Genomic DNA, 26,545 nt, shown 5'->3' on the forward strand with positions numbered 1-26,545 from the left:
ATCCGACCTTGCAGAACATTCAAATTCATCCAATCCGGTATTTCACGATTCGAGGACGACGAACTTAGCAACTCCAAGAACGCGATTTATTCGGTTTTTGCGCGCGCGAATAAGCCCGCCCGACATATCGTCGGAACGGGCTCCTCGGCCATTTAACGCTCTATAGCGATCATTTGATGCCCGCGGATTTCAGGCACCGAGAACACCGTTCTACCGTCCCTCTCCTCGAACGCAATCTCGGGGCCGTCGGGAACGCAGGCGACGCGCTTAACTCCCGGCTCGCCCGCCAGTGAGATCCGAACGTCGTACAGGGGAATAACGTCTTCGATAATATCGATATCCACGCTTCTTCTCTCCGGGATATAGTGAAGTAGGTGAACGACCGTGCGGCTATCGGACGGTTGCTCGTTGACGGAAGCGAACACCGAGCTCGGGCCGTCGTGCATCAACAACGGCTTGCCGATCAGCATTTCGATGGCGTTCAGCACGAACTGCTTGCACCAACGCGGCGCGTTGCGGTTATATTGCGAGAATAGAGGATGGGCGAAATAGATCGTCCTGCCGTTGCCGCCGCGCACGATGGCATCCGTACCTTCGATCCCGGAAGAAGGCGTCTGACGGTGCGAACAGAAATGCCGGTAAGTCCGGTCGAAATAAGGACGAACAGTCTTGGCTAGCACGGTCGAGCCGGCGCCTGCCGTCAGCTCCACTCCTTTGGCGTACATCACGTGCTCCGTCGGCGGAAGCCCCCGCCCGATCTCCCCAACCGGAACGACGTATTCCGCATAATCGAATCGATAATACTGCTTGCCCCTTACCGGATTGCCGTGAATGTCCAAGGTCGGCTCCGCTTCAAGGCTTAGTTCCATGCCGGGCAGAAGGAAGCGGTTCTTGTCCAGACCCATCCCCGATTCAAAGGTGGCGATCAGCGAGCCTCCGCTTCGGACGTAATGCTCCAATTTGCCCGCGAACGTTTCGTCGACGAGAATCGTATCTGGCAGAATGATCACCTTGTATGGACTCAAATCGCTGTAGAAGTCGATCACGTCGAACTGATGCGCCCCTTCCTGAAGCATGCGGATCGCCCCGCGCAGCGCAGGATGCAGCTCGCCGAGCCCATCTCCGGCGTAGACCTCCGGCGTGACGACCCCGATTTCCGCGACCGGTACCGCGTCGACGCACCAAGGCTCCTTCCGTTCGATCTCCCGAAAGACGGAGCCGATCAAATCATAGACCGGAGCGGACAGTTTGCCGCCGGGCTCAAGCTGGTCCCCGATCATGCACTTGGCCCCGAGAGCAAGCATGCGGAACGTCTCGAACTCCAGCGCCGCCTTGTTTTTAAAGGAGTGGAAATCGCCCCACATCGTATGGAACTTGCCGGTTACGCCTACGCAATCGAGGCCCAGCTTCCGGGCATACCGGATCGTAGCCGGAAAATGAAGATAGCCCCACAAACCGCTCGGAAGCGACTCTAGCTCGAAGTGGCTAAACTCGGCAGCCACCTCGCGATGCTCCGTACCAATGTGGCCGCGGTTGTAAAATATCGTCGCAGTTGGATTGCGCGAGCGGATGAACGCGCTCATCTCGCGTTTGAACCCGTTGATCGATCGCAGCGAATAGGCCATCCGGTCGGCGTCGGAATGCGGCCGAAGCCCTTCCTCCAGCATTCCTTCCCGGCAATACCGGCAGGCGCAACTGACCGGGAACAGGATATCGAAGAACAGACCGTCCGCCGGATCGAACTTCTCCAATACTTCTCCGGTATGGGCGAACAGAAAGTCGCGATAAGGCGAGTTCACGCACAGGATATGGTAAAATCCGGGCTCGAACGGCTTCTGCGTTAGCTCCTCCGGACCGGCCAATATGTCGCCGTTCTCGGAGACGGACAACCACTCCGGATGCGCCATCGCGGTGTAATAATCCCACTGCACCGTAATGTAGATCGGCACCCGGATATCCCGGCGATGGCAAGCATCGATTTGCTCCTTAAGCAGGTCACGGCGTTTAAGGTGAGGATGAACGCGTTCGGGAAACAGCTCGGATTCGTAATAGAGCATGCCGTGGTGGCATCTTGCGAAGCAGGTGACAGAATCGACTCTTGCTTCCTCGAGCATGCCGGCGAATTCCTCGGGGTCGAAGTGCTCCCCCACTCCCGGAATGTCGGGACTAGTGTGGAAATCCATATGGACTTGCCTGAATCTTAATCGGGTCTGAGGGTTCATAAGTATCGATTTCTCCTTCTCCATTGTTTATTTCTACTTATTTCACGGCGCCGGCGGTCAAGCCGGAGACGATATACCGTTGGCAGAACAAATATAGCACGATGATCGGCAACGCCGTAAGCACCAGATTGGCGAAGACGAGATTCCAGCTGCTTCCGCTGAACATGCCGAAAAATTGATAGACGGATAGCGGCAAAGTCCATTTGTCCGGATCGCTCAAGAAGAACAGCGGGATGTTAATGTCGTTCCATATATTCATGAACACGATGATCAGAATCGTAAGATTGATCGGCTTGAGCAGAGGGAACACGACGCCGAAAAACAATCGGACAAGCGACGCGCCTTCCAGTACCGCGGCCTCGTCCAGCGCCTGCGGGATCGTCGTCCGAATGAATCCTGTATACAAGAAAATGCTGAACGCCATGTTGATGGAGCAATAGATCAGTATTACGCTCAAATACGTTCCATACAGCTCGATCGATTGAAACAGCCGGATCGTAGGAATAAGCTGCATCGGCGCTATCATGCCGATGAAGAAAAAGTAATAGAGGAACCCGGAGAGCCGGGTGTTCTTCCTAGCGATAATGAAGGCGGCCATCGAAGTCGTCACGATATTCAAGGCGACGGCGGCGCAAGTGATCACCGCGCCGTTCACGAACGACCGGACCATATCGCCCTCCACGATTGCCTGTTTGTAGTTTTGCCACATCCACTTTACTGGCAAGGTCAAGTCGAAGGCGGTCGCTTCCAGACCGGTCTTCAGCGAGCCGAATATCATAATCAAGAACGGTACGATCACCGTTAGCGAAAGCAGAAGCATCACCGCCTCGAGCAGCAGGAGCGGAGCGCGTTTGCGAATAAGACTCATGCCTCCACCTCCTGTTTCCTCATCTTGCGCAGCAACGGAATCGCCGCGACGGAAACAATCAGGAACAGTAAGGTGTTCAGGGCAGTTCCCAATCCCCAGCGGCCTTCCCCGAACAAGACGAACACGGAAGTGGACAGCACCTGCGAGGCATTGCCTGGCCCGCCGTTCGTCAAGGAATACACTTCTCCGAAGACTCGCAATCCGCCGACCAGGCTAAGCATAACGTTAATGTTGATAGAGGCCGACAGCAGAGGAATCGTCATAAAACGAAATCGTTGCCAAGCATTGGCGCCGTCGATCGTAGACGCCTCGTAGAAATCGTTCGATATCGACTGCAAGCCCGCCAGATATATCGCCATATGATAGCCGGTCCACTGCCAAATCGATACCGCCGCGATCGTGAAGATTACGATGCTCGTATCCGACAGCCAATATTGCCGAAGCGCCCCCAAGCCGATAAACGAAGCGAACTCGTTCAGCAAGCCTTCGGGCTGCAATATCGGGATGAAGACGAGGCCGATCACGATCGAAGAAACGATCGACGGCGCAAAGAACACGGCGCGAAGCCAGTTTCTGCTCCGAATCGCCGTATTAAGCGCGACTGCGAGAAGCAGACCGAATACGTTCTTGAGCACGATGCATATCGCCGCGTAGACTATCGTGTTGCGGATGGCGAGCAGCAGGGCATCGTTGTTGAAAATATATTTGAAGTTATCCAACCCGCTGAACTTCAGAATGCCGTTTATCGGTGACCAATCCGTGAACGAGTAATAGAAGCCGGTAATCGTCGGGTAGATGAAGACCAGGCCGTACATCACCAGCGCCGGAATGACAAGCCGATAGGAATACAAGCTGGCGCTCTTTCTCAATGGACGTTCCCCTTTCCGTTTGATCTACCCGCCCGGGACGACGAGATCCGCCGGCCCCCGTGTTCGGCACTTGGCGGATCCCGCTCGGGCGATCGCCCTGCTTAAAATCCAGGTTGATTGGCGGCGCTCATCAATTCGGCGAATTTCTCGTCCCAAGCTTCCAGAACCTGCTTCGGCGTTTTGCCTCCGGCGATCATGTCCTGGTAATATTTCCATAGCTCGGTTAGATCGACTTTCATGAAAGCGTTCATTTCGACGACTGCTTTATTCGTTTTAATATACGTATCGTAAATCTCCTGCTGAAGCGGAGTGAGCGACGGCGCGGAAGCATCGTTCACCGAAGGCATGAACGGTTGATCCGACTGCGCGCGGTCCATCTGTTCTTTCTGCGACAGGAAATCGAGGAACATCTTCGCTTCCTCCGGATACTTGGCCGCCTTGGGGATATGGAGCATTCCGGTGATCTGCGATTGAGAGATCATCAGGTCCTTGCCGTTGAACGCGGGGACCGGGAACAAGCCGAGCTCGATCGACGGATCCTTTACCTTCATATCGGAGACGAACCAGTCGCCCATGATCATCATCGCCGCCTTCTTCTTCATGAACGCGTCCGGTGCCATGTTATAATCATCGGACAACGCGGATGGGCTGATATAGCCGCGTTCGACCAGTTGCAAGCCCTTGGTCAGAATTTCCTCGAATTCCGGAACTTCGGAGAATTTTGTCGTCCCTGCGTTGATATCCGCCCAAAGCGAAGGCTTCTCCTTGGTTGCGACGTAACCGAATGGACCCGCCGTCCAAATCTGGAACGTCCAACGGTCTTTGAACGGAGCGAAAATCGGCGCGATTCCGGCTTGCTTGATCTTCTCGCATACGGCGAGGAACTCGTCGTAGCTGGTCGGAACGGACAGGCCGAGCTCCTGGAATATCGCTTTGTTATACACGATCGCTTGCGCGTCAAGCGGGCTTTGCATGACGAAGCCGTAGATGTTGCCATCCGGAGCTTTCAGCGCATCCGGATTGGTTAGTCGCCGAACCCAAGGTTCCCCGCTCAAGTCCAGCATGTAATTCGCGGTGTTCAGCTCGTTCTCGCCCGACACCTTGTTGAATACGACGATGTCCGGCGTCTCGCTCGTCGAAAGCTTGGTCTGCAACACGTTCTTCACCTGATTATCCGGATCGATGATGACTTTGACTTTGACGTTCGTCTGCTTCTCGAACTCGTCGATATTCGCCTGGCTGAAAGCATGCGGCGCTACTTCCTTAAGCGCTTGGCCGACCTCCATCGTAATTGTCACGCTTTCCTTCGCAGGAGCGACGGAGCCGGAGCTCTGCTCCTGTTGCCCCTTCAATTCGCTGCCATTACCCGCGTTGCCTCCGCCGCATCCCGCCATAACGGCGACGAACGCGACCGTAGCCGCGAGCAGAATGCTTTTTTGCCTCAAGTATCCCATACGTAATCCCCTTCGCATGTTTTTGTAAGCGCAATCACTGACAGGGTTTATCTTAACGCATCCCTGCTTTTCTGTGCCATGTAAGCAATTGCACACTTCATGTGTAATATTTTGAACCGCCCAATTGTCCGCTATCTGCCCAGGTTAACAAGCATATTGATGGAATGGGGAATGTAAGCTATGCTGTATGCACGGCAGAGGGGGGAGTTGCGACAACCATGTTTAACCGTATCAAGGTTCATATCGGTTTCATGCTTGTGTTCTCCTTCGTTATAGCCCTGATCATCCTCGGAGTCTACTGGTTTATCAATTCCTACGTGCTCCGCGCTTACGAGAAAGCGATGATCGCCAATTCCGAGCAGCTTAACGCCAAAATCGCCCAGCAGGTCGATCTTTACTTCAACGACTTGAGCCAATTGTCCCGCAACTCGGTCGCTAACCGTAATCTGATGGACGACATGCGGCAGTTGGACAAGCTTACCCACGAGCTTACTCAATACGAAACATTGTTTTTCGATCGCAGCTTCGAAAGCTACTCCTCCTATTTAATCAATTCTTCGGATTTCAATACGTCTAAGGTTTATATCTTCGGACGCAAGAACCGTTTCAAGTTTTCATACGGACCCTTGCTGCTCGAATCTAATTTCGAGAAGGTATACAACAGTCCGGCATACAGGAAAAAGCTGGAATCGTCCAGCGTCCTCTATATCCGCAACGAGAACCGAACTGATGGGAACGCTCCGCCGTCGATCAGCAGCATTCGTCCCTTCGCCGAAATTTCGGGCGATGTGCTCGGATATATCGAGGTGCAGCAGGATTACTCGCGCATTGCCCAGATCGCCAATCTTGGCAAAGACGGGGAAGCATTCATCTTCGATTCCGACCGTCGGGTCATCTATCCGCCTCTGCGAATTGAACCAAGCGTGATGAATCTTCTCGAGAGGGCGATCGCGGCGGACGGCAATGGATTCGTTCACGGCAATTACTACTATACGGCTCGCTATTCCGAGACTTCAGGATTAACGACCGTTATCAAACATTCCGATGAATCCGTTTTCAAGTCTTTGTATACGCTTCAAAATACAACGTTACTGCTCGTATTAACCATATTGTCTTTATCGGTTAGCGCGATCTATACGATCAGCCTGCGCATGACGGCGCCGATTCGCAAACTCCGCTCCGGCATTCTTAAAGTGGATTTCGACAATTTCCAGCTTTTCATGAACCGCAAATCGCCGAGCAACGAAATGAACATGCTGAACGATGCCTTCCAGCAGATGATGGAACGTCTCAAGCAGTCCATGAAGCTGGAGCTTCAGTCGCGCGAGAAAGAATCCAAGGCCCGTTTCTCCGCGTTGCAATCGCAGATGGCTCCGCATTTTATCCACAACATTCTATACTTAATCAGTATTTCGGCGCAAGAACGGCGGCACGAGGACGTCATCGCAATGTGCAAAAAGCTGTCCGACATGCTGCGCTACTTGGCGGATTCGCCTTGGCGGCCGGTGAAGCTGGAAGAGGAAATTCAATATACGATGAATTATTTATCGCTGATCCAGTGCAAATACGAGGATTTCGTGGATTTCGCCATAGACGTCCGGGACACGGCGTATATCGTCGAATTGCCTAGGCTCACCATTCAGCCCTTCGTCGAAAACGCGATTCAGCATGCGTTCGGGAATATAAATCCGCCATGGAAGGTATCGATAGATTGTTCTGGGGACCGGTTCGGTTGGGAAATCGTCATCCGGGACAACGGAGCCGGAATCGCCGAGGAACGCAAACTTCTATTGGAGCGGCAAATCGCCGAAATCCTATTGTCCGGAACGTTCGAGCAGCCGTCCGGCATCGGGGGAATGGGCATATTGAACACGGTAATGCGTCTCAGGATGTTGTATCCGAATACTCTTCGCATCGCGCTGGACAACGGGAAGGAAGGCTTAAGCGTATCGATACGAGGGGCTGACGAGAGCATGACTTGAACGCGAAGGGGGCACGAACGGTGTATAAAGTGATGATCGTCGAAGACAGTAAGCCGATTCTTCGCAATATTAAGGTTCAGATCGAGTCCGCGGACAATCGACTGCTCGTGACTCATACCGCCTTTAACGGCGCCGAGGCGCTAGAGATGCTGAAGAGCAATCCCGTCGATATCGTGTTCACCGACATCCGGATGCCCAGAATGGACGGACTGACGTTTATCCGGCTGGCCAAGGAAATCCGACCGGAAGTCCGTTACTTTCTGCTGAGCGGCTTCGACGACTTCGAATACGCCCGCCAAGCGATCAAGCTTAGCGTATGCGAGTATCTGCTCAAGCCCCTCGACTCCAAAGAATTGAACGCGACATTGCAAAAAACGATTTTCGAATTGGAAGGCGAGCGGGAAAACGATGAACAGGAAGCATTCACCAGGTTAATTAATCCCTACATGGCTTCGGACGAGAATAAGCATCCGCTTCCCGGCCCTTATTACGTTCTGTTGGTTCTTCGCAGCGGTTATCTGAGAACCGGCGGATATTCATGGGACAAAAACCAACTGCTAGGCGTTTGCCGGCGAATCTTTCCGGAGGCGGCATGCCGCGTCGCAGACACGCCGGCCGATTCCGAGAAGGCCATCATTATAGGCTGGAGCGATGCCCGGGATGCGATAGAGCCGGATATCCGGTTCGATCGTTTGATCCGGGCTTTAAGAAGCGAGAATTCCCGCGCGAACGGAATCTTTACTGCCCTGCAGAGCGATCCTTCCAAAATAAAAGCACTCTATGGCGCTTTAAGCGCGATTCTTGACGAGAATGTATCCCTTTCCGGGTCGGGGGTATTCTCTGCCGAGGAGACGCCGGTGCTCGGACGGCGGCTTCGCGAAACGGACGAAAACTACAGACTTAGGCTGACTTCCCTTATCAAACAAGGGCAAAAGGACAATTTCAGCTCCGAGCTTGCGGCATGGATGAACGAATGCGAACGGCATGCCATCGCGGTCCCGCAAATCAGAACGACGCTTAGAGATCTTGTCGAAGCGTTAAGATCAGCCCTTCATCGGGAATCGCATGACCTGCTCCCCTCGGACGGACTGCTCGATGAAGCCGTGTACAAAAGCAGTACGCACGCCGAATTGAATCAGCGGCTGTCCGATATTTTCATCCCGATATTCGATGACGGTTTACACGGCCGCCTCTCCTCCAAAGAGACGTTTGACGCGATCGAAGCTTACTGCAGAGCCAATCTCGCCAAGCCGGTCGGCCTGCAGGATTTATGCCGCGAGTTGGCCTATTCTCCTTCGTACATCATCCGGATCGTCAAGAAATTCACTGGATTGACGCCAGTCGAATACTACAGGCAATTGCAAATGAAACATGCCCAAAAGCTGCTCGCGAACAACGAAAGACTATTAATCAAAGACATCGCCGACGCGCTCGGGTTCGGCGATCAGCATTATTTCTGCAAGGTGTTCAAACAATACAGCGGGTGCAGTCCCAGCGAATACAAAAAAAAGATTAAAGCCCCGGACGAACCGCTTTAAACCAGGTCTATAATGTAACTCCTACAGTCTATTGGGATCCAGTAACACGGAAGCGTTTTTCATCCCTTCTTCGAGAAAATAAAGGCATAAATGGTGATTATTAAAATGGCTGCAGCTGCCGAGCCTCCTAATAAGATCATATTTAAGCTACTTAATGGATCCATATTTACATTCATTGAAATTCCATCCTTATCGTTGAAAGAAAATCAACATCGGTGTGTACACGGTCAAGTAATAGGTCATGAAACTGGCGGCAGCCATATGAATTAAACTTATTGAAATATAAGCCGTTCTGCCTACTCTTAGTGATAGAGGCGCAAGAAGCTTAATGATTACCAGCGAAAGAACCGACAAGCCCCACAGGTATAGAAAAAACGTAAGTTTAATCTCCTGCCCTCCAATACGATTCAGGAACAAAACGGGGCCTAGTAATAATAGGGCGAGGAGCAGGATAGGTTTTACGAGTTGTTTAAATTCATGCCATGCGAAATGCCGCCAAAACTTGATGGGAATTAACAATATCATTACCGCTATGAAATAGAAGAAGGAAAGCCTAAATCCGTTCCACATGGTCCGTTGCTCTTTAATCGATATTTTTTTCGTTTCAATAGGCCCGTTCTCTTCCTGATTTCCAAGCCTTTTGATTTGATCTTGAGCCTTTAACGCCATGTCGAAACGATGCACCCTAATCAGGATATCGGAATACAAATCGAGGGTTAGAGCTTTGTCGGCATTGGATATGCCGGTTTTGTCAAAACTCTTCACGTACTCCTCCATATGTTTTCTTGCCTTTTGATATTGTTTGGTTTCAAAATAAGAATTAGCCAAATAACGGTGCATTTCTGGAGCAATTAATGCATTCTCGTTCGTTGTAAGAATGACTTCGACTTCCTTTAAACTTTCAAGGATTCGATCTTTATCTACTTCTAACATGATTTTTCTAAAATCGCGTAAAGCTTGCCATTCAGAGCGCCGATCTTTTAAATACGCAACTCTTTCGCGAAAGCTATCTACGAATTTTCCTTTAGGAAATCGAACAAGATATTTTTCATATAGAGACAATGCCTCTTCAAAGTTAAACAAGTAATCATCATAAATATAGGTCAGCTGCTTATAGATCGTTTCATTATTCAAGTCCGGTTGTTTGGCCAATAATTCCTCTAATACCCTTGCAGCCTGTTCATAGTTTTTATCGACAAGAAGATCGCTTGCTCTTTTGATGTAATCCTGTTCGAGATCTCGGGGATCATCTTGTGCCATACAACTATTCGAACTAACAAACAAAAGAAGGAAAGCAATCGCAATGGAAACAAACAAAGGTGCCGAATGATTTTTTTTCATAGTTTCCCCTTCTAGAACGGAAGCAATTGCATGTCGAATACTCTTCCGATCAGCCAGCCCAAGCCAAGAATAAAGATGACCGCGGATACCCCGATCGTGACTTGCCTGGCGGGTATTTTCTTCTTCAGCAAATAGAGGACGGGCAGCAGAACCAAGAAGATCATCAGTTGTCCCACTTCTACGCCTACGTTAAAGGATACGACCGAGAGGACAAGATCTGATTTCCCCTTCACGTAATCTTGAAGAACGCTGGCGAATCCGAATCCGTGCATCAACCCGAAGGCGAAGGTGACGATCCAGCGATATTTGGCTTGTTTTTTCCATATATTCTCTATAGCGACGTAACAGATAGATAAGGCAATCATGCTCTCGACAAATCTGGAGTTCAGAGTGACTACCTGCAAAGCCGATAAAAGCAAAGTAATGCTATGCGCTACGGTAAATGCCGTGATAATTTTTAAAGCTTCTCTTGTCGTTAATCCTATTACGATGAGGGCGACCAAGAACGCGATATGATCGAATCCGCTCAAGATGTGTTCGATTCCAAGAACGATAAAGTCGTATATTTTAGACCATACGCTTGGAGGCTTGGATTTCATCGAGAATTCCCACGTGGTGTTACTAGGTGTGAATGTATTATATAGATTCGGTTGGGTATAGTTGAAGGTCTCCTGCAACGACTCGTCATCGGCATTCGTGAAATAGATAGTGCCGACATTGATGTGGTCGTTCTTAGTTTCATTAAATAAGAGATGGTAATCAATCTTAACCTTGTTGTCTTGCTGGTCAAAGCTAATATCGTTGATTTCCAACCAAATGTTCCATATTTCCCTGTCGCGCTCTATTCTATCAACCTTGACCGGGTATAGACTTTCATTGACGGACACCGACAGCTTCTCGTTAATGTAAGGTTGAATAACGTCCGTTATTATAGTGCCGAGCTGTTCATCGGAAAGATGTTCAAGATCGTAACCGAGATCCTTTATTCCTTCGATTTGCGGGAACAGTTGGTATCCGAGATCAATCGTGAATACGATGCGATCCTTTTCAATGGCCCATTTGGATCCCCCTAAATTCATTTCGTGAGCGGAAACAGGGCTAGCTTTTAATAAAAATACGGCAATTAGGAACATGGATGCTAATCTTATGAACCATTGTTTAGACATGATGCTGTCCTCTATTCTTCCGTTAGTAATTAAGCGGTCGCATGATAATAAATCTCATGCGACCGCCTATTTGTCATGCTTTGTACGAGCCTTTCCTAAACTAAGCTTTTACCGTTCTACAGCATCAAGTATAGACGATAAATCATTACCGCGGTTTCCGCTCTTGTCACCTGGCCCGTTGGGTTCAGCGCCGAACCGCTGCCTTGAACAATTCCCGCTTTCACCATTTTAGCCGCGGCGTCGTTCGCGTAAGGCGCTAGTTTCGCCTTGTCCTTGAACCCGCTCAAGTCGGACGGCGTGCCGCTAAGGTCCAGCTTGCCGGTCACGTCCATCGCCCGGCTCATGAGCACCATCATATCCTGACGAGAAATGAACTCGCCCGGATTGAATTTGTTACCGCCTGCGCCGTTTGCGATGCCAAGCGTTTTGACGATGCCAAGCGCTTTATAGTAGTACGCGTTAGCGCTCACGTCGCTGAAGTTGGATGTGACGTCTGCATTTAGATCCAGCATGCGAACGAGCATCATCATAAAGTCGGCGCGCGTAATGCGATTGCTCGGCTCAAAGCTAGTGGCCGAAGTTCCGTTGATGATGCCTTGATCGGCCAGAACCGCGATCGCGTCCTTCGCCCAATCGTAATGCGAGTCGACGTCCTTGAACGGAATTGCCGGGATGACCGGATTGCCGCCGTTGCCCGGATTCGTTGTTCCGCTTCCGTTACCTGGGTTCGTCGTTCCGCTTCCGTTACTTGGATTCGTATTTCCGCCTCCGTTGTCCGGATTCGTATTTCCGCCTCCGTTGTCCGGATTCGTATTTCCGCCTCCGTTGTCCGGATTCGTATTTCCGCCTCCGTTATCCGGATTCGTATTTCCGCCTCCGTTATCCGGGTTCGTATTTCCGCCTCCGTTGTCCGGATTCGTATTTCCGCCTCCGTTATCTGGATTCGTCGGTGTTCCGCCGCCGTTACCTGGATTCGCTGGAACGGTATAAGTGACATGGAGTTGTGGAATTTGGTCTGCGTGAGAACCTGCGCCTTCAAAGGCCTCAGCGGTTCTAGTGCCTTGCCCGTTTAGAATGAAGGTCATGGCATTCCCTTCATTCCATTCACCCTTATTAATGATTCCCTGTACCAATGATGCAAGATTCGGCGTTTGCTGGTTTGGACCTGCTTCATGTTCTACTGTCCACAAAGGTACATCTTTCCAGTTAATAGAACTAGCCGTTTTCACACGGGATGAGATATTGTAAGTAACATTTGCAACCGATGCCGAATTAGATACATCTTCCGCATAAATATTCACATCAAACGGATCCAAGTTCTTGTCGGGTTCGTCGACGGAAAACTGAATATAGGCATCTTGAACTGTGGCCCCTTTAGGAATGGCCAGATCAGCGAATCTGAGTCCGATCTGCTGTGTGTTGTCTTCCATTACGATTTCCAGGTCGGAACTACCAGAATCCATCGACCCGTCTTCAAGCTCTTCCATATCGTCCATAGCGTTCTTGATAGGCGCTACGATCTCATTTGTTCCTTCGCCATCGCCCGGATCAGTCGGAACTGATTCCGGATTTGAGTAAATGACATGAAGTTGTGGAATCTGGTCTGCGTGGGAGCCTGCACCATAGAAGGACTCGGCGGATCTGGAGCCCTGACCGGTTAGAATGAAGCTCAAAGCATTCCCTTCCTTCCACCCCTCCATATTTACAATTTCTTGGACCAAAGATGCAACGTTAGGCGTTTGCTGAGCTGGACCGGCTTCATGTTCTACTGTCCACGCCGGCGCATCCTTCCAGTTTACAAAATCATTCGTCTTAACACGTGATGAAACATCACCCGGATCTTCCAGAAGTGAATTTGCAATTGCTTCCGCATAAATATTCACATCAAACGGGTCAACGTTTGCAGTGGGATCGGCAGCGGAAAACTGAACATAGGCATCAAGAATCTTAGCTCCTTTAGGAAGGGCCAGTTTATCAAATCTGAGTATGATCTGCTGGTTATTTACAATTTCCAGGTGGGGACTACCAAGATCCAATGTCCCGTCTGCATGTTCTTCGGTAGTGTCGTATACGCCTTTGATTGGCGCTATGATCTCATGAGAAGCCCCGCCTGATGTAACGCCGACAATGATGGATACCTTATTGCTTTCGACCGTTCTTCCTTGAACGGTAGCTTCCGCCCAAATGCTTACGTTCGTAACGCGAGGCGTTTGATTCCGCACGGTTACAATCCCGTCAGCAGAAATAGCCAATACGTCATCATTGCTCGTCCTATATACGACATCGGCTCCGGTCGGGTCGATGTCCGCTTGCAAATTGTCTTTCAACGATAAACTTAGCTTAGCTTGAGAGCCAGCGTTAAGCGAATCGCTATCCGACGTTAATTTTGCTTCCGCCAGCCCATCCGGATTTTGGACTTTTAAAGTCAATTCATTACTCTTAACGTTAAGGAACTGCGCCCAAACCTTGACGGATTCATTGAATACAGGTTTGTTCTTGATGGTCACCGTGCCGTCTTCCGCAATGGAAAGAATGTCCGGCTTATCCGTTTTATATTTCACGTTAACATCCGTGAGATCCACAGGGGCATCTTGGCTGTCGACAGCCGTCAATCCGAGCTTCACGCTGCTTTGAGGAGAATCCGTTTGTAAAGTATCTCCATCTGCAGCTAGTGTTAACTTGGATATATCGGGTAGCTTCTGGTTAATATTTATTGTCTCAATGACCGTGCCGTCTGCTCTACGGGCGGTCATAGTGAGCGTTTCGCCCTCAATATCAAACTCGGCAAGGTGGTAAGACATGTCCGTCGTAACGATATTCTCGGCATTAGGATTCGGGGTATACAAGGGAGCGCCGCCGCCGCCGGCAGTTACGTATTCGATACCATCGACTTCTGCACGCGCGTAGTTATGGTTGTGTCCGTTTAAGTACATCTGTACCCCGTACTTCTGCAGGAGCGGGTGGATGCTGCTTTGGACATCGGTGTTGTTCGCATGAGTACCGGCGCCCCATCCCGGTTGATGGCCCTGAACGATCTTCCACGGTTTGGTGGAGGTTGCCAGGTCGTTTTCCAACCATTTGTACTGAGCGGTATCCTTGGCAAAAGGTGCGTACTCGTCAACGATTGCAATGTGGACCGGACCGTAATCGAAGGACCAGTAGTTGTCGGCCACGTAAGGGTAAGGATAGTACTTATTGTAGACCGAACCTGTATTCTCATGGTTGCCCCTTGCGCCAACCATGGGAACCTCAGCCTGGAAAGCATGCATCTCGGGATAGGTAGTCCCGTCGACGAAGTATTGCGAAGTCCAGTCGCTCTCGGTATCCTGCGCGGCAAAATCCCCGCTGTTCAAAAGAATAGTCTGGTAGTCCGGGTCGGCTTGATAATCCAAGCGCGCTCTGGTTGCTACCTTGTCCTGATTGGACGGGTTCGTCCGGCTATCTCCATAAGAGAGAAACTTTACGGATGTAGCGTTATCGGCCGGCGCGGTACGGAAAGAACCGCTTTGATCGTCTACTTGATAGTAGTATAAGGTTCCCGGCTGCAACCCTGTGATGTCGAACCGGTGCTGCCTGTCATCGCGGTTCACGGGAACGGTCTCTTCTCCCATCCCATACGATTTATCGGTACCCCAGCGAATTACGTTCGAGTCGTTCGCGCTTGTCTGCCAAAGAACGGACATGGAAGTATTCCCGCCATTAAACAACAAGTACGGACCTTTCAGAATGTTGCTGGCAGCCGACGTACGGAACACGGCTACGTTGAAGAGAGCAACAAGAATACTTAGAACCAGCAAGCTTTTCCACCATTTACTTATATTTTTCATGTTTTCCCTCTTGTCTTATTGGATTAGTAGTTAGAATCTCAGAAAACCGTTCCTTTGCAACACTCAGACGATACTATGAAATTTTTCTTGTCTTTGCCCCCCTTCATCGCATTGACCAAGGCGGGCGGCATATTTCTTTTGCCTCGGCTGATTTGCTCCTATTCTTTCTTTCCTCTCGTAACATGGAATAGATTCGGTCAGAAGACATTCCCTGACTAAATTGATCCAAAGGAAACTATACATCTTACTTTCAAAAGAAGTGTATTTTATATGTAAAAACTTTTATATTACTATGTAAAAATTTATATATTACATTTTTTACAACATAGAATCGCAAATCCTGATGAACTGAAATCTATTAGTCAATAGCGAAAGTTAAGAAAAAGTAAAAAAACGCAATAAGGAAATCATTCTGAGTAAATTCACATTCCAAATTAACAATGCCATGATTTCTCGATGACATTCTCGATACATTTCCTTTTAGAATTAGTGTGATGCGACAAATACCAACAAGTATTCCCGAGAGAGAGTGATAGATCAGCCGATGAAAACCTTCTTTACTGCAAAAGAGTTTGCGATCACGCAAGCGAGCGTAGCCGCCCTCTTATTTTTGTCCATCCCCTTGTTTAATGCCCTAGGAGTCAGCAACCATAAGCTGATGGCTATTCTACACGGGTTGGGCGCAACCATCACCGTCATCTTAAGCTGTCAAACGATCCATCTGGTTTATCCCATGCTTCGCGGCAAGAAGGGAGCCGCTACCAAACTCGAATTGATGCTATGGCTCACAAATCTCTTGGTGCTACTCACGATCATATTCGGAAACTGGCTATACATCGCTTACCGGGCCCCGGACGGTCCCCAGGAATGGCTGATGTACTATAACCCTCCGTTGCATTCGATCATGATGGAATTTAAAGAATTCGTCGCGCTTTATCCGCTCCCTTTGGGAATCGGAGCAGCATTCCTATTGCGCCGATTTCGACATAATCTTGTTCCAGGATCTGCAGCTAGCTCGATCGTTGCATTATTGGTTACGTTATTCTGGATCTGCTTGCTGATCGGATTCGTGTTAGGGTTCGGGTTAGCGAAACTAAAAATGGTCTGATTTTAAACACGGTTTAGTAAGGGGAGAACATCATGCAAGCACATAAACAGCCAAAATCAGGCGAAATCGTAGCCGTACTGCTTTCGGTATGGCTCGGTATTGTAACGACGACATTCTGTCATTTATGGAGCGTATACAATCCGGTCAGAGCCAACCCTTTATTGCTAAAGATGGGTTCCGTGATTCCCGGCTGGTGGGGGATCGGTCCGTATGCCGGCAAAGAAGTGGCGGGATTGGTAGTCTGGTTGGCCACATGGATTATACTCCATTGGACGATCGGACGAATCGAGGTTGCTCTGAAACCATGGACGATCGGCTTTATCGTTGCCTTTCTTGCCAATTTGATTATCGTCTTTCCACCCGTTTATCACGCCTTAATGTGGTGGCCCGCCTTGCCTAATACTTCGCCGGCAGGAGGGGGATGAATGATGTCAACTCTATATAAATATAAACTTCCGCTAGTTGTACTCGCGACTTTTTGCATTCTTGTTGCTTCTTTTTATTGGTCGAATATTCCAATGAAGGGAAACAAGTCGCCCACCCCGCCAAAGTCGGTTCAATTGGGTTACTTTAGCCAAGTTCAAGGGGAACTTGGGGATTGGACGAAGCAATTCGGGGACATTTCTTATTTTGCCGCTTCCGATCAATTGCTGCAAAATCAACTCGAAGCGCAAAAGTCTCAATTCTATCCCGTCTATGATGGCTCTACAACGGATAGCCTTTTTAATCAAGAATATCCTCATGTGCCGTCCGCGACGCTTCCGGGTTACGGAAAAACCGTATATTCGATCAGTAACGATAACGCCAAGCTATTCTTCCTTAACGCGCGTCGATTATCGGATGCAGAAGATGTTCAGTTAGAATGGCTCAAAGAGACCGTCGATCGTTCGAATCAAGCGTTCGCCTTTGCCTGGCTTAGCGAAGATCCGAAGCGTCCCGAAATATGGAGTGCCTTCCGGTCGGCCGGCATATCCGCGGTTTTCATCGGAAATTCCGTCTTCACTCTCGAAAAGTCCGTTGAAGTAGAGCCCTCTAACTATACGCCTACCGAATATGATGGCTGGAGAGTATGGGACTTGTCCGCGGTGAAGGAAGCATCCTTCCTTACGATCATCGACGTAAGCAAGAATAAGCTGTCCATTAAAGTCGAGAATCAACAGGGAGATGTGCTTGATCGCCTGGAACAGAATACGATTAACCTTGACTCATTCGAACACAAACAGGAAATTCCGCTAGTAGGCATCCAATCCGTATGGAGCTATCATCCGGGCAGCAAGGAGATTATAACGACCATTCCCGAAGGGTACGATGTAACGGGAGAAGGTCCGATTATCGAGACTTTTCCCAGTGAAATTGTTAAACTCCCTTCAGACGATTGGCGAAGTCCGGAATACGACGATTCAGACTGGAAAATCGGCAGAGCTCCTTTCGGATATACGAATGTCGGCGAGCGGAAATCTTATATTGAAACGAACGTGGAGGCCGGGAAGTCCCCTACTTATTATTTTCGCAAGTCGTTTGAATTGAATGGCAATCCGGAGGATTGGTCAGGATTATCGCTGAATATCGCTTATGAGGATGGATATGTCGTTTACTTAAATGGTCAGGCCGTATCCCGAGACGCCATTGAAACCGGACTCTTATCCGATTCGTCGTTAGCCTTCGCGAACGATTTTAATTTCTATCGGAGAATCGATCTGAAAGCGCACTTGAACAAGCTTGTGCAGGGGACTAATGTTGTTGCCGTTGAAGTGCATCGCAGCCATCCCTCCGCTCCCAATCTATTTTTCGACCTTGGCCTATCTATTGAATCAAATCGAGAGGAACGTTGACGATGCGGACAAACCTGAGAAAATACACATTATCATTGTTGCTCATCGTTTGCCTTGCCGTCTTCACGACCGGATGCATCCCCGTTCCATCCGGCACGGTTCCTTTTACGGATATCGGCGTTACGAAAACGAATTTGATCGTACAGAACCGGAGCGGAGATGTTCGATACGATGTAAAAATTACTGTTGATGACAAATACAACTATGTGGTGGATGTGTTGTCCCTCGGCAGATCCAGCTTCCCTTTATCCGAATTCGTTGATGACCAAGGAAATCGTTACGCACCCGGTTTCTTGAAGGTTCGCAATGTAACTGTCTATATAGCGGACGAGAATGAAGGCACAGAGTACTATCGTTGGTAAATAACGAGATATGACTTTCAATGGTTTTATCGAATAACGTGAATGCAATACTTTCAGCCCTTTCGCTTCCCAATAGGAAGTCGGAAGGGCATTTGTTTGTGTTTCAAGACATTTCCCATTCTCCACGCCGCGAATCAGCCATCCTGCAATGTCCTCCTTCGGACCGGAGCGACTTATTTTAGCCCCATCCCTCGCTATCGACCAGCCTCGAATTGCTTTTCGATAGAGGTGAAATCCGAGCCTAAAGCGGAGTTTCGGCGTCCGGGCCAGAATGCCCACTTGCCCAGAAGAAGCGTAATGGCCGGTACGAGGAATGGACGCACAACGAACGTATCGAGCAGAATTCCGAGCGCGACGATGACTCCCATTTGCAACATCAACTGAACCGGCATCATGATCAAAACGGCGAACGTACCCGCAAGAATGAGGCCTGCCGATGCAATGACGGATCCCGTCTCGCCAACGCCTTCCAAGACCGCCTGTTTCAACGGCATACGTTTACTTTTTTTCCATATGGAAGATATCACGAAAATGTTGTAATCCTCGCCCAGAGCAATTAAAAACACGAACGAATATAGCGGTATCGTCCCTTGAATCGCATCCATGCCCAGGATATGGTGCAAGACGAGCCACCCTATTCCCAAAGCCGACAAATACGAGAGTAATACGGTTAAAATAAGGTAAGTCGCAGCGATCAAAGAACGTAGATACATAACTAGGAGCGTTGCGATCATGACAATGATCAGCGGCAAGATGATGCGCATATCCCGTATGTTTGTTTCTTTCGTGTCATATTGCTCAGCTGTCTCTCCGGAAATCCATACATGTTTCGCAGCGTTCGCGTCACCTGACAGAAGTAACGTTGCTTCGATCGATTGGCGGAGCTCCGGAATCAAATTCATCGCATCCATCGAATATGGATTCAGGTTGAGCCGTACGTCATACGCCATAATTGAAGGGTTCGTCTTCCCTGCCTGCGGCTCGGATACTTGCGTCACGTAAGGAAGCGAGGCCAAAGTCTGCGCAACGTCCAGATCCTTGCCGTCGGTATCCACGATTACTTTAACGGGAGCAAGATCGCCGGGCGAGAACTGCTCGCCAATGACCGAGAATCCTTCGAGGGATGCCATCGTTTCTGGGAACATGGCCAGCTTATCGAACGTGAATTTAACCTGAGTCGAGAATACGGCAAATCCGCCAAGTATCAAGCAGGTCAGGACCATTATGAGCCAAGGCCGACGTACAATAAGAGAACCGCTCGAGTTACGCGACGGCTTGCTCGCAGTAGGGGCCGATTGACCTTTGCTCTTGGCTAGTTCGGCCAGCATCTCCGGCGTCCTCGGAATGAACGGCCAGAACGAAGCTCGCCCCATAATGGCGAGCAAAGCAGGTACAAGCGTCAAGCTGGCCAGTCCTATAATGAAGATGGCAATCGCGAACGGTGCGGCGAGTAGTCGGAATGAACCGTACTCCGCTGCGATCATCGCAAGGAGCGAGAGAATGACGGTTAACCCGCTCATCGCGATTGCGCCTGAAGATCCGGAAATAGCGCCGCGAAGTGCCTTGCCCTTGTCCGGTTCGGTCTTGAGCAATTGGCGGAACCGGTAAATGAGGAACAGGCAATAATCCGTACCGGCGCCGAACAATAATACCGTCATGATATTGATTCCTTGCTTTTCCACCGTTATCATGCCGCCGTGCACCATCCAACCCAAAATCGGACTGATGACGAGGTAAGCGATGCCTACGGCAACCAGTGGCAGTATAGCAAGAATCGGCGAGCGGTAAATGAGTAGCAGCAGTACGAGCACAAGAAGTACGGTACCGAAGAGCAACGTTTTGTCGGCCTGAGCGAATACTCCGGTTGCGTCGATCTGTATGCCGACAGGGCCGGTAACTCTTGCGTTCAGATCGGTCGAGGAATCGATGGCGACGGTGAACGGATCTGAACCGAAAAGGACGGTTGCTTCTTCCCTCGCTTGATCTACCCCTTCCTTCCACTCATTCGATTGCGCGCTTTTATTGAAGAAGACTTGCGAGACGATGGTGCTGCCGTCCTCCGACAGCTTCGTTTTCAAAGCTTGAAGCGACATTTGATGCAAGGGCGCTACGGATGTCTGATAGGGTACGGGATGTGTCGATAACCTTTCGGTAAATTGTTGGATTCGCTGCAGGTCGGTATCGGTCAGTCCTCCTTGGCGGTGCCACACGATTAAGGCAATAGCATCTTCCGCGTTCGGATATTCTCTCACAACCATTTCGCGTGCTTGCACGGATGGCCTGGTGTCCGGCAACGGGGGAGCATTATTCACGACTTCTTTGCTAATCGGCGGTGCCAACGCGTTCAGCAGCCAAGCAGCGACTAACCAAATAAGCAAAGTAACCCATCTGGTTGTTGGACTCGCCACCCATTTATGGATCCCTAATCGATCTTTCATTCCGGATTCTCCTTTTAAACAAATCTCGTACTCCATCCATGGCTCGGAGGCTCGAACGTTTCTAGAATTACTTGCCTGTCTTTCAGTCATAGTCTTGGAAAAATAATAAAGAGAACAAGGATACCGGACATTCCATATAGAACAAATACAATGTTTCGAAACCAATGAGTTCTATTCTCATAATCATGCGCAACCAGATGCAGCGATACTCCAGACGTGATAAGGAATAGAAAGGCCAGTAGATAATCGGATAGATTAGGGTGGCATCTTTCCTCTCCATCCATGTTGAAGATTGTGATCGAAACTCCATTTAACCGCTTTTCTCCGCAGATTCTTTCTTTTTTTCTTTATTGAGGGCATCGGTCTTCCTTATGAGGGACACAGTCCCAAGAAACAACAGCAGAGCGAGTACCGGATGAAGAGCAGATAAATATCCAATTCCAGACGGTAATTCGGCGCTGACCGCTATCAATATGATGATGCCGAACAAACCCGCACTGCGCAGTCGAAGAGAGAGCGGCAGCCGCGCAATGAAAGAAATCCCGAGTATCAGGATCGAAACAATGATCAGCAATCTGGCAAAGCCTGTATGGCTGGCCCATTGTGCCGAATCCCAAAACAGTGCTAGACCGGCAAGAAACACCTGAATCAAAATGCAAATCGCAAATATCCTTACCATTGCCTTAAACACCAAACGCGCTCTAACTGCGAGCGGTGAAAGATTGGTTATTTCCACCGCACGATCCCCGACTTCAGGTTCACTTCGGTTTAGGGATAGGTTGCTCATCATTGAAACCTCGCTTTCGTTAAATTATGATCGATCGGGTTTTTCTCTCGTTTCCCAGTCAGTATAAACAATAAATGTCGAGAACTTATGCAGATCCTCCCCCTTTTGTGTGGATTTCTCCAAGAACATGTTCAATTACGGTATAATTTTCGGTAAGGTGTATTTTCCCAATTTAAGCAGACTAAACTGGAAAGATGTGATTGGAATGGAACCGAAATTGTTGCTTGTAGAGGACGAACAGGGCATGCTTGAAGAGATGCACACCTATCTGCAACGTGAAGGGTTTCGGGTATTGACGGCCTGCACCGGCAAGGATGCGCTTACAATTGCGCGCTCTGAACGGCCTGATATCGTCGTGCTTGATTGGATGCTCCCCGAGAAAAGCGGCATCGAGGTATGCCGTGAATTAAGGCAAACCTCGCATTGCGGTATTATAATGGTCACGGCCCGATCGGATGAATCGGATAAAATCGTCGGTCTGGAAATCGGTGCGGACGATTATTTGACGAAGCCGTTCAGCTTGCGCGAGCTTGCTTCGCGCATCCGAGCTTTACTTCGCCGCTTGCACGGACCTGAAGACAGGTCGATTTCCTTGGAAAGAGACAACCTGATCATTTCCGAGGTCAAGTGTAAGGTATTCAAGGACGGTCAGGAGATCCAACTGACACCGACGGAATTCAAAATTTTGTACACGTTGGCTGCGCGTCCCGGTATTGTTTTCAGCCGCCTGCAATTATTAAAATCCGCACTCGAGGATGAATATATGGGATACGAAAGAACGATGGATTCCCATATCCGGAATCTTCGCCGCAAGTTGGGAGACGATCCGACCAATCCCCGATATATACAGACGGTATACGGTTTCGGTTACCGATTCGGTGAACAATCATGAAGCTGACGGTACGCATGAAAATATTTGCCTGTATGGGTCTTCTCGTGCTCATCGTTAGTTTCACTTTCTCCCTTACGACGCAAGTTTACACAAGCGGCTTGATCGATCAATTTCAAAGGGTACAAAACGATGCCGACTATTTGAGCGCCTCCCCCGATGAGCGAATCGAAATGTTCCAATCTTATATCCTTGAACATACGCGGCTGAACGCGCTGCTCAAAGTCACGAACGGCATGCGCTTGTTCTTTTTTGTTGCGATCGGGTTGTTTTTCAGTTTTTGGATATCGGGGGTGCTTACCCTTCCGCTCAAAAAGCTTATTGCCGCCATAGAGCGCGTGACGCAGGGCGACCTGAACGTCAAAGTGCCTGTAGACTCGAAAGATGAGTATGGAAAAGTCGCCAAAACGTTCAATGATATGACATTTCGCCTGCGTGAAGCCGAGGATGCCCGCAGACGTTTGGTAGCTGATGTCGCTCACGAGCTTCGAACACCGCTGTCTATCATGCAGCTAAAATTAGAAAACGCTCAACAGACCGGTCAATCCGTCCCTCCTGAAATGCTGCTTAGACTCCATGATGAAGTGATTCGCTTAGGCCTGCTTGTGGAAGATCTTCATGTATTGTCGCTGGCTGAGGCGGGTCGGTTGACATTGGATTGCAAACCGCTCGATCTGTCCGCAAGACTCGAACAAATCGTTGATGACGTGAAAATGGAGGCTGACGATAACGGATTGGAAATAAGCTTCTATTCGAACACGAGGCCAATAACGGTGATGGCCGACGCGAGACGGATCACGCAGGTGTTCATTAATATATTGACTAATGCAATCCGCTACACGCCGGAAGGCGGAAAGATTTCGGTTGTCATTGAAGACAAGGTCCTGGATCTGAATGCAGTCTATACATGTGTCTCCATGATAGACACCGGCATCGGTATTCCAGCCGATGAGCTGACCCATCTATTCGATCGTTTTTATCGCGTGGAAAAGGCCCGTTCGCGGCATACTGGGGGAACAGGGCTCGGATTATCGATCGCTCATCATTTGGTCAGGGCCCACGGCGGTTTCATCCGCGTCGAGAGCGAGCCTGATCAAGGTACGACATTTACCGTTTATTTGCCTTCGGGTAAATATAATAATAATTAATAATTCCTTGCTTGAATTGATCGAATTCACTCCAGCCGAAGTTCATTACCAAGGCTACGCTAAACATGGCTTCTTCGATGTTTTTTCTCTCGAATATTGTTCTTGTCTTTCGACAATCGGCTCCCCAAACGAAACCGACTACTTCGTGTCGATTGCTTGGGGAGTTATTTGTATGGTGGCGGCTTAAGGGGAGTATCCAATTCCGAATTGAATGGCTCACGAAGAAAACTCGATGATGACGTTCTTAGCGGTAAAATTGAATTGCGTGCTCAGTCCACTCCGCTCCCTTCCGCGTGATCGAACCCCCATGTCCTCCTTCGGACTGGGTCGACTCCCCTATTTTCTCCACAAAAAAACACTGACCTCATGCGGTCAGTGTTCTTATGGTGGAGGCGAGGGGAGTCGAACCCCTGTCCGAAGACAACGCCACATGTGCTTCTACGGGTGTAGTGACAGATTTGATGTCACCCTAGAGACTCCCTGTCACAGGATTCCCTTCAGGTCAGCCTGATTATCTTCCTCTAGTCAGCCCCAGGCGGAGACTAGCTAGCGTATCCCACTAAAGTTGGCCCCTATCCCGCCACATGGGCGATGGAGAGTAGAAGCTTAACAGTCAGTTTCTTAGGCTGCTGCTAAAGTTGGTTGTTGTTTGCCATTTAATAGGCTTTCCGCGTTGTTGAAGCAGACGCAGCCCTACTACCCGCTACCCACGCTCGTTCTATCCCCGTCGAATCCATAAACGCCCCCGAGAAACTGGTCGCCACCGCATTCGCGGTTGGACATCCAGGCACTCTCCGAAAAAGAGAAGAGAGTGAAGATCAAGCATCGTTACTTCATATATTATAACACGTGCGGCTTACAGATACTAAAGTTGTTGATGGCAAAGATGGCACTTCATTCCCATGCCCTAAGACTCCGCTTATGCATCAAATCATTATCTGCTGACTTTCTGCTTTTCGCGAAGAATCCGCTGAATATCGCGCTGCGAATCCCGCTTGGCATCCGATTCACGCTTGTCGTACTGCTTCTTCCCTTTACCTAAACCGATCAAGCATTTGGCGAAGCCGTTCTTGATGTAAACTCGGAGAGGAACCAACGTGTATCCGTCCCGCTTTACCGAACCAAGCATCTTAGTAATCTGAGCTTTATGCAGCAAAAGCTTGCGGGCCCGAGTCGGATCATCCGGATTACTGCGATTACCTTGCGCAAAAGGACTGATGTGCATGTTGTGCAGGAACATCTCGCCATTACGTATCGTTGCGAAAGCATCGCCTAATGTCGCGCGGCCCGTTCGTAGAGACTTGATCTCCGTACCCGTTAGCACCATTCCTGCTTCGATGGCTTCCTCGATGAAGTAATCATGGGACGCCTTCTTATTCTGAGCCAACGGCTTGTCGAACTGATCTTTCTTGCCCATTTTCCTTCACCTCTCCGCTATCCGTGCCGTTCATTGTACCGGCATGACAACGCTTGCCGGACATTCATTATAGCATGCGCCGACCCGCGCCATCAACCGAACGAAATCCAACCGGAATAAACGAACAAACTTCGTTAACTCCACCAGCCTAGCGCCATTCCCGCCGAATTAACAAACTAACTTCGCTAACTCCACCAGCCTAGCGCCATTCCCGCCGAATTAACAAACTATCTTCACTAACTCCACCAGCCTAGCGCCATTCCCGCCGAATTAACAAACTAGCTTCGCTAACTCCGCCCGCCCAGCGCCATTCCCGCCGAATTAACGAACCATCTTTGCTTACTCCGTCTCCACCCCAACCTACTTGCCCTGAGACTCCGTAATGCACTTGTCTATCAGCGCCATCCGAATGTACAAGCCGTTCACGGCTTGGCGGAAGTACGCCGCGCGAGGGTCGGAATCGACCTCCTCCGTAATCTCGCCCAGGCGCGGAAGCGGATGAAGCACGACCGAGTCCTTGCGCATCCGGTCCATGAGCTCGGCGTCGACGATGAATTGTCCGGCAGCCTTCTCGTACTCGTCGAGAGACGGGAACCGCTCCTTCTGAATCCGCGTCTGGTACAGTACGTCTATCGAGCCCGCGACGGAGTCGAGGTCGTTCGACTCGGCGTAACGAATGCCCTTCTCGTCCATGTACTGCTTAACATTCTCCGGAATCCGCACGTTATCCGGCGAAATATAATGAACCACGACATCCTGGTAGTTGGCCAAAATATAACTGAGAGAGTGAACCGTCCGTCCATACGCGAGATCCCCGACCATAGCGATATGCAATCCGTCGATTCTGCCAAGCTCCTTGCGAATCGTGTAAGCATCCAGCAGCGCCTGCGTCGGATGCTCTCCCGCTCCGTCTCCCGCGTTGATGACCGGAATGCTCGACACCTTCGCTGCGCGTTTCGCCGCCCCGATATCGGTATGCCGCATCACGATGACGTCGCTGTAGCCGCTAATGATCCGAATCGTGTCCTCGAGCGTCTCGCCCTTGATCGCCGACGAGAATTGCGCCGCATTCTCGGTCCCGATAACGCCGCCGCCCAACCGGTGCATCGCCGATTCGAACGACAGCCTCGTCCGCGTGCTGGCTTCGAAGAACAGCGAAGTCATGATCCTGCCCTCGTGCCGTCTGTCCCCGCCCCGCTTGACGACGCCTTCCATCGCCTTAGCCGCATCGAATAATTCCTCTAGCTGTTCCCTCTCGAATTGCTTCGCCCCAAGCACGTGATAGTTCTGTTTCATC

The 26,545-nt window shown here is 49.9% G+C and carries 19 protein-coding genes, 1 other RNA gene and 2 pseudogenes; 8 read left to right on the forward strand and 14 right to left on the reverse strand.

The features are described from left to right. Window positions 1-152 precede the first annotated feature (152 nt). The 4 genes from DFP95_RS22065 to DFP95_RS22080 form a co-directional block, all read right to left on the reverse strand. Window positions 153-2,222 carry an alpha-amylase family protein gene (locus tag DFP95_RS22065; RefSeq protein ID WP_115994866.1) on the reverse strand — a complete coding sequence of 690 codons (2,070 nt, stop codon included), beginning with the start codon at window positions 2,220-2,222 and terminating at the stop codon, window positions 153-155. A 37-nt stretch (window positions 2,223-2,259) separates the two neighbouring features. Continuing rightward, the gene (locus DFP95_RS22070; protein ID WP_115994867.1) at window positions 2,260-3,090 is read right to left on the reverse strand and encodes a carbohydrate ABC transporter permease; all 831 of its coding nucleotides are present in this window, start codon (window positions 3,088-3,090) and stop codon (window positions 2,260-2,262) included. Then, window positions 3,087-3,959, reverse strand: coding sequence for a carbohydrate ABC transporter permease (locus tag DFP95_RS22075; RefSeq protein WP_245987852.1), 873 nt, complete (start codon window positions 3,957-3,959; stop codon window positions 3,087-3,089). Before DFP95_RS22075 ends, DFP95_RS22070 begins: the two co-directional genes overlap by 4 nt. 101 nt (window positions 3,960-4,060) lie before the next feature. After that, window positions 4,061-5,413 carry an ABC transporter substrate-binding protein gene (locus tag DFP95_RS22080; RefSeq protein WP_181907562.1) on the reverse strand — a complete coding sequence of 451 codons (1,353 nt, stop codon included), beginning with the start codon at window positions 5,411-5,413 and terminating at the stop codon, window positions 4,061-4,063. A gap of 218 nt (window positions 5,414-5,631) precedes the next feature. Here DFP95_RS22080 and DFP95_RS22085 point away from each other — a divergent pair, with 218 nt between their 5' ends. Together DFP95_RS22085 and DFP95_RS22090 are read left to right on the forward strand one after the other, a co-directional pair. Further along, window positions 5,632-7,395 carry a cache domain-containing sensor histidine kinase gene (locus tag DFP95_RS22085; RefSeq protein ID WP_181907563.1) on the forward strand — a complete coding sequence of 588 codons (1,764 nt, stop codon included), beginning with the start codon at window positions 5,632-5,634 and terminating at the stop codon, window positions 7,393-7,395. Between the two features lie 20 nt (window positions 7,396-7,415). Further along, window positions 7,416-8,933, forward strand: coding sequence for a response regulator (locus tag DFP95_RS22090; protein WP_115994870.1), 1,518 nt, complete (start codon window positions 7,416-7,418; stop codon window positions 8,931-8,933). Between the two features lie 189 nt (window positions 8,934-9,122). Here DFP95_RS22090 and DFP95_RS22095 read toward each other — a convergent pair whose 3' ends face one another. The 5 genes and pseudogenes from DFP95_RS22095 to DFP95_RS29875 form a co-directional block, all read right to left on the reverse strand. Next, window positions 9,123-10,274 carry a tetratricopeptide repeat protein gene (locus DFP95_RS22095; RefSeq protein WP_115994871.1) on the reverse strand — a complete coding sequence of 384 codons (1,152 nt, stop codon included), beginning with the start codon at window positions 10,272-10,274 and terminating at the stop codon, window positions 9,123-9,125. 11 nt (window positions 10,275-10,285) lie between these two features. Continuing rightward, a complete protein-coding gene (locus tag DFP95_RS22100; RefSeq protein WP_115994872.1) occupies window positions 10,286-11,440 on the reverse strand; it encodes a HupE/UreJ family protein in 1,155 nt (384 codons plus the stop codon). Window positions 11,441-11,556: 116 nt separating this feature from the next. After that, a complete protein-coding gene (locus tag DFP95_RS29865; RefSeq protein ID WP_425453315.1) occupies window positions 11,557-12,114 on the reverse strand; it encodes an S-layer homology domain-containing protein in 558 nt (185 codons plus the stop codon). Window positions 12,115-12,173: 59 nt separating this feature from the next. Beyond that, window positions 12,174-12,437: pseudogene (locus DFP95_RS29870) on the reverse strand (hypothetical protein); the annotation flags it as partial. Window positions 12,438-14,355: 1,918 nt separating this feature from the next. Beyond that, window positions 14,356-15,267: pseudogene (locus tag DFP95_RS29875) on the reverse strand (purple acid phosphatase family protein); the annotation flags it as partial. A gap of 544 nt (window positions 15,268-15,811) precedes the next feature. Between DFP95_RS29875 and DFP95_RS22110 the strand changes: the two are divergent. From DFP95_RS22110 to DFP95_RS22125, 4 genes are read left to right on the forward strand one after another with little or no spacing between them, the layout of a single operon-like run. Further along, window positions 15,812-16,375 carry a hypothetical protein gene (locus DFP95_RS22110; protein WP_115994874.1) on the forward strand — a complete coding sequence of 188 codons (564 nt, stop codon included), beginning with the start codon at window positions 15,812-15,814 and terminating at the stop codon, window positions 16,373-16,375. A 32-nt stretch (window positions 16,376-16,407) separates the two neighbouring features. Beyond that, on the forward strand, window positions 16,408-16,800 hold the full coding sequence (locus DFP95_RS22115) for a hypothetical protein (protein WP_115994875.1): 393 nt from the start codon (window positions 16,408-16,410) through the stop codon (window positions 16,798-16,800). Continuing rightward, window positions 16,801-18,207: a hypothetical protein gene (locus tag DFP95_RS22120; protein ID WP_115994876.1), complete on the forward strand. Its 1,407-nt coding sequence runs from the start codon at window positions 16,801-16,803 to the stop codon at window positions 18,205-18,207. A 2-nt stretch (window positions 18,208-18,209) separates the two neighbouring features. After that, a complete protein-coding gene (locus tag DFP95_RS22125; protein WP_115994877.1) occupies window positions 18,210-18,569 on the forward strand; it encodes a hypothetical protein in 360 nt (119 codons plus the stop codon). Window positions 18,570-18,763: 194 nt separating this feature from the next. On the opposite strand, the gene DFP95_RS22130 is transcribed toward DFP95_RS22125, so the two are convergent. Then, window positions 18,764-21,007: an MMPL family transporter gene (locus DFP95_RS22130; RefSeq protein ID WP_115994878.1), complete on the reverse strand. Its 2,244-nt coding sequence runs from the start codon at window positions 21,005-21,007 to the stop codon at window positions 18,764-18,766. A 310-nt stretch (window positions 21,008-21,317) separates the two neighbouring features. Then, complete coding sequence (locus DFP95_RS22140; protein ID WP_147304207.1) at window positions 21,318-21,797, reverse strand: DUF6220 domain-containing protein; 480 nt, start codon at window positions 21,795-21,797, stop codon at window positions 21,318-21,320. A gap of 202 nt (window positions 21,798-21,999) precedes the next feature. Between DFP95_RS22140 and DFP95_RS22145 the strand changes: the two genes are divergently transcribed. Together DFP95_RS22145 and DFP95_RS22150 are read left to right on the forward strand one after the other, a co-directional pair. After that, complete coding sequence (locus DFP95_RS22145) at window positions 22,000-22,686, forward strand: response regulator transcription factor (protein ID WP_115994881.1); 687 nt, start codon at window positions 22,000-22,002, stop codon at window positions 22,684-22,686. Beyond that, entirely contained in the window at window positions 22,683-23,831 is a 1,149-nt protein-coding gene (locus DFP95_RS22150) for a sensor histidine kinase (protein ID WP_115994882.1), read from the forward strand. The genes DFP95_RS22145 and DFP95_RS22150 overlap by 4 nt, the downstream gene beginning before the upstream one ends. Before the next feature lie 384 nt (window positions 23,832-24,215). Here DFP95_RS22150 and ssrA read toward each other — a convergent pair. From ssrA to pyrB, 3 genes are all read right to left on the reverse strand, one after another. Beyond that, window positions 24,216-24,578, reverse strand: a transfer-messenger RNA (tmRNA) gene (gene ssrA / locus DFP95_RS22155). A gap of 187 nt (window positions 24,579-24,765) precedes the next feature. Then, window positions 24,766-25,248, reverse strand: a complete 483-nt coding sequence (smpB, locus tag DFP95_RS22160; protein ID WP_115994883.1) for an SsrA-binding protein SmpB — start codon at window positions 25,246-25,248, stop codon at window positions 24,766-24,768. Between the two features lie 360 nt (window positions 25,249-25,608). After that, window positions 25,609-26,544, reverse strand: coding sequence for an aspartate carbamoyltransferase (pyrB, locus tag DFP95_RS22165; RefSeq protein ID WP_115994884.1), 936 nt, complete (start codon window positions 26,542-26,544; stop codon window positions 25,609-25,611). Window position 26,545 lies beyond the last annotated feature (1 nt).

The organism is Cohnella lupini, assembly GCF_003386205.1.
In the GTDB taxonomy this organism is placed as follows: Bacteria; Bacillota; Bacilli; order Paenibacillales; family Paenibacillaceae; genus Cohnella; species Cohnella lupini.

What these genes read in the sequence shown, in the direction of transcription:
- DFP95_RS22065 (WP_115994866.1), bottom strand. Translation starts at nt 2,222, where the DNA reads ATGAACCCTCAGACCCGATTAAGATTCAGGCAAGTCCATATGGATTTC.
- DFP95_RS22070 (WP_115994867.1), bottom strand. Translation starts at nt 3,090, where the DNA reads ATGAGTCTTATTCGCAAACGCGCTCCGCTCCTGCTGCTCGAGGCGGTG.
- DFP95_RS22080 (WP_181907562.1), bottom strand. Translation starts at nt 5,413, where the DNA reads ATGGGATACTTGAGGCAAAAAAGCATTCTGCTCGCGGCTACGGTCGCG.
- DFP95_RS22085 (WP_181907563.1), top strand. Translation starts at nt 5,632, where the DNA reads ATGTTTAACCGTATCAAGGTTCATATCGGTTTCATGCTTGTGTTCTCC.
- DFP95_RS22095 (WP_115994871.1), bottom strand. Translation starts at nt 10,274, where the DNA reads ATGAAAAAAAATCATTCGGCACCTTTGTTTGTTTCCATTGCGATTGCT.
- DFP95_RS22100 (WP_115994872.1), bottom strand. Translation starts at nt 11,440, where the DNA reads ATGTCTAAACAATGGTTCATAAGATTAGCATCCATGTTCCTAATTGCC.
- DFP95_RS22110 (WP_115994874.1), top strand. Translation starts at nt 15,812, where the DNA reads ATGAAAACCTTCTTTACTGCAAAAGAGTTTGCGATCACGCAAGCGAGC.
- DFP95_RS22115 (WP_115994875.1), top strand. Translation starts at nt 16,408, where the DNA reads ATGCAAGCACATAAACAGCCAAAATCAGGCGAAATCGTAGCCGTACTG.
- DFP95_RS22120 (WP_115994876.1), top strand. Translation starts at nt 16,801, where the DNA reads ATGATGTCAACTCTATATAAATATAAACTTCCGCTAGTTGTACTCGCG.
- DFP95_RS22125 (WP_115994877.1), top strand. Translation starts at nt 18,210, where the DNA reads ATGCGGACAAACCTGAGAAAATACACATTATCATTGTTGCTCATCGTT.
- DFP95_RS22130 (WP_115994878.1), bottom strand. Translation starts at nt 21,007, where the DNA reads ATGAAAGATCGATTAGGGATCCATAAATGGGTGGCGAGTCCAACAACC.
- DFP95_RS22140 (WP_147304207.1), bottom strand. Translation starts at nt 21,797, where the DNA reads ATGATGAGCAACCTATCCCTAAACCGAAGTGAACCTGAAGTCGGGGAT.
- DFP95_RS22145 (WP_115994881.1), top strand. Translation starts at nt 22,000, where the DNA reads ATGGAACCGAAATTGTTGCTTGTAGAGGACGAACAGGGCATGCTTGAA.
- DFP95_RS22150 (WP_115994882.1), top strand. Translation starts at nt 22,683, where the DNA reads ATGAAGCTGACGGTACGCATGAAAATATTTGCCTGTATGGGTCTTCTC.
- smpB (WP_115994883.1), bottom strand. Translation starts at nt 25,248, where the DNA reads ATGGGCAAGAAAGATCAGTTCGACAAGCCGTTGGCTCAGAATAAGAAG.
- pyrB (WP_115994884.1), bottom strand. Translation starts at nt 26,544, where the DNA reads ATGAAACAGAACTATCACGTGCTTGGGGCGAAGCAATTCGAGAGGGAA.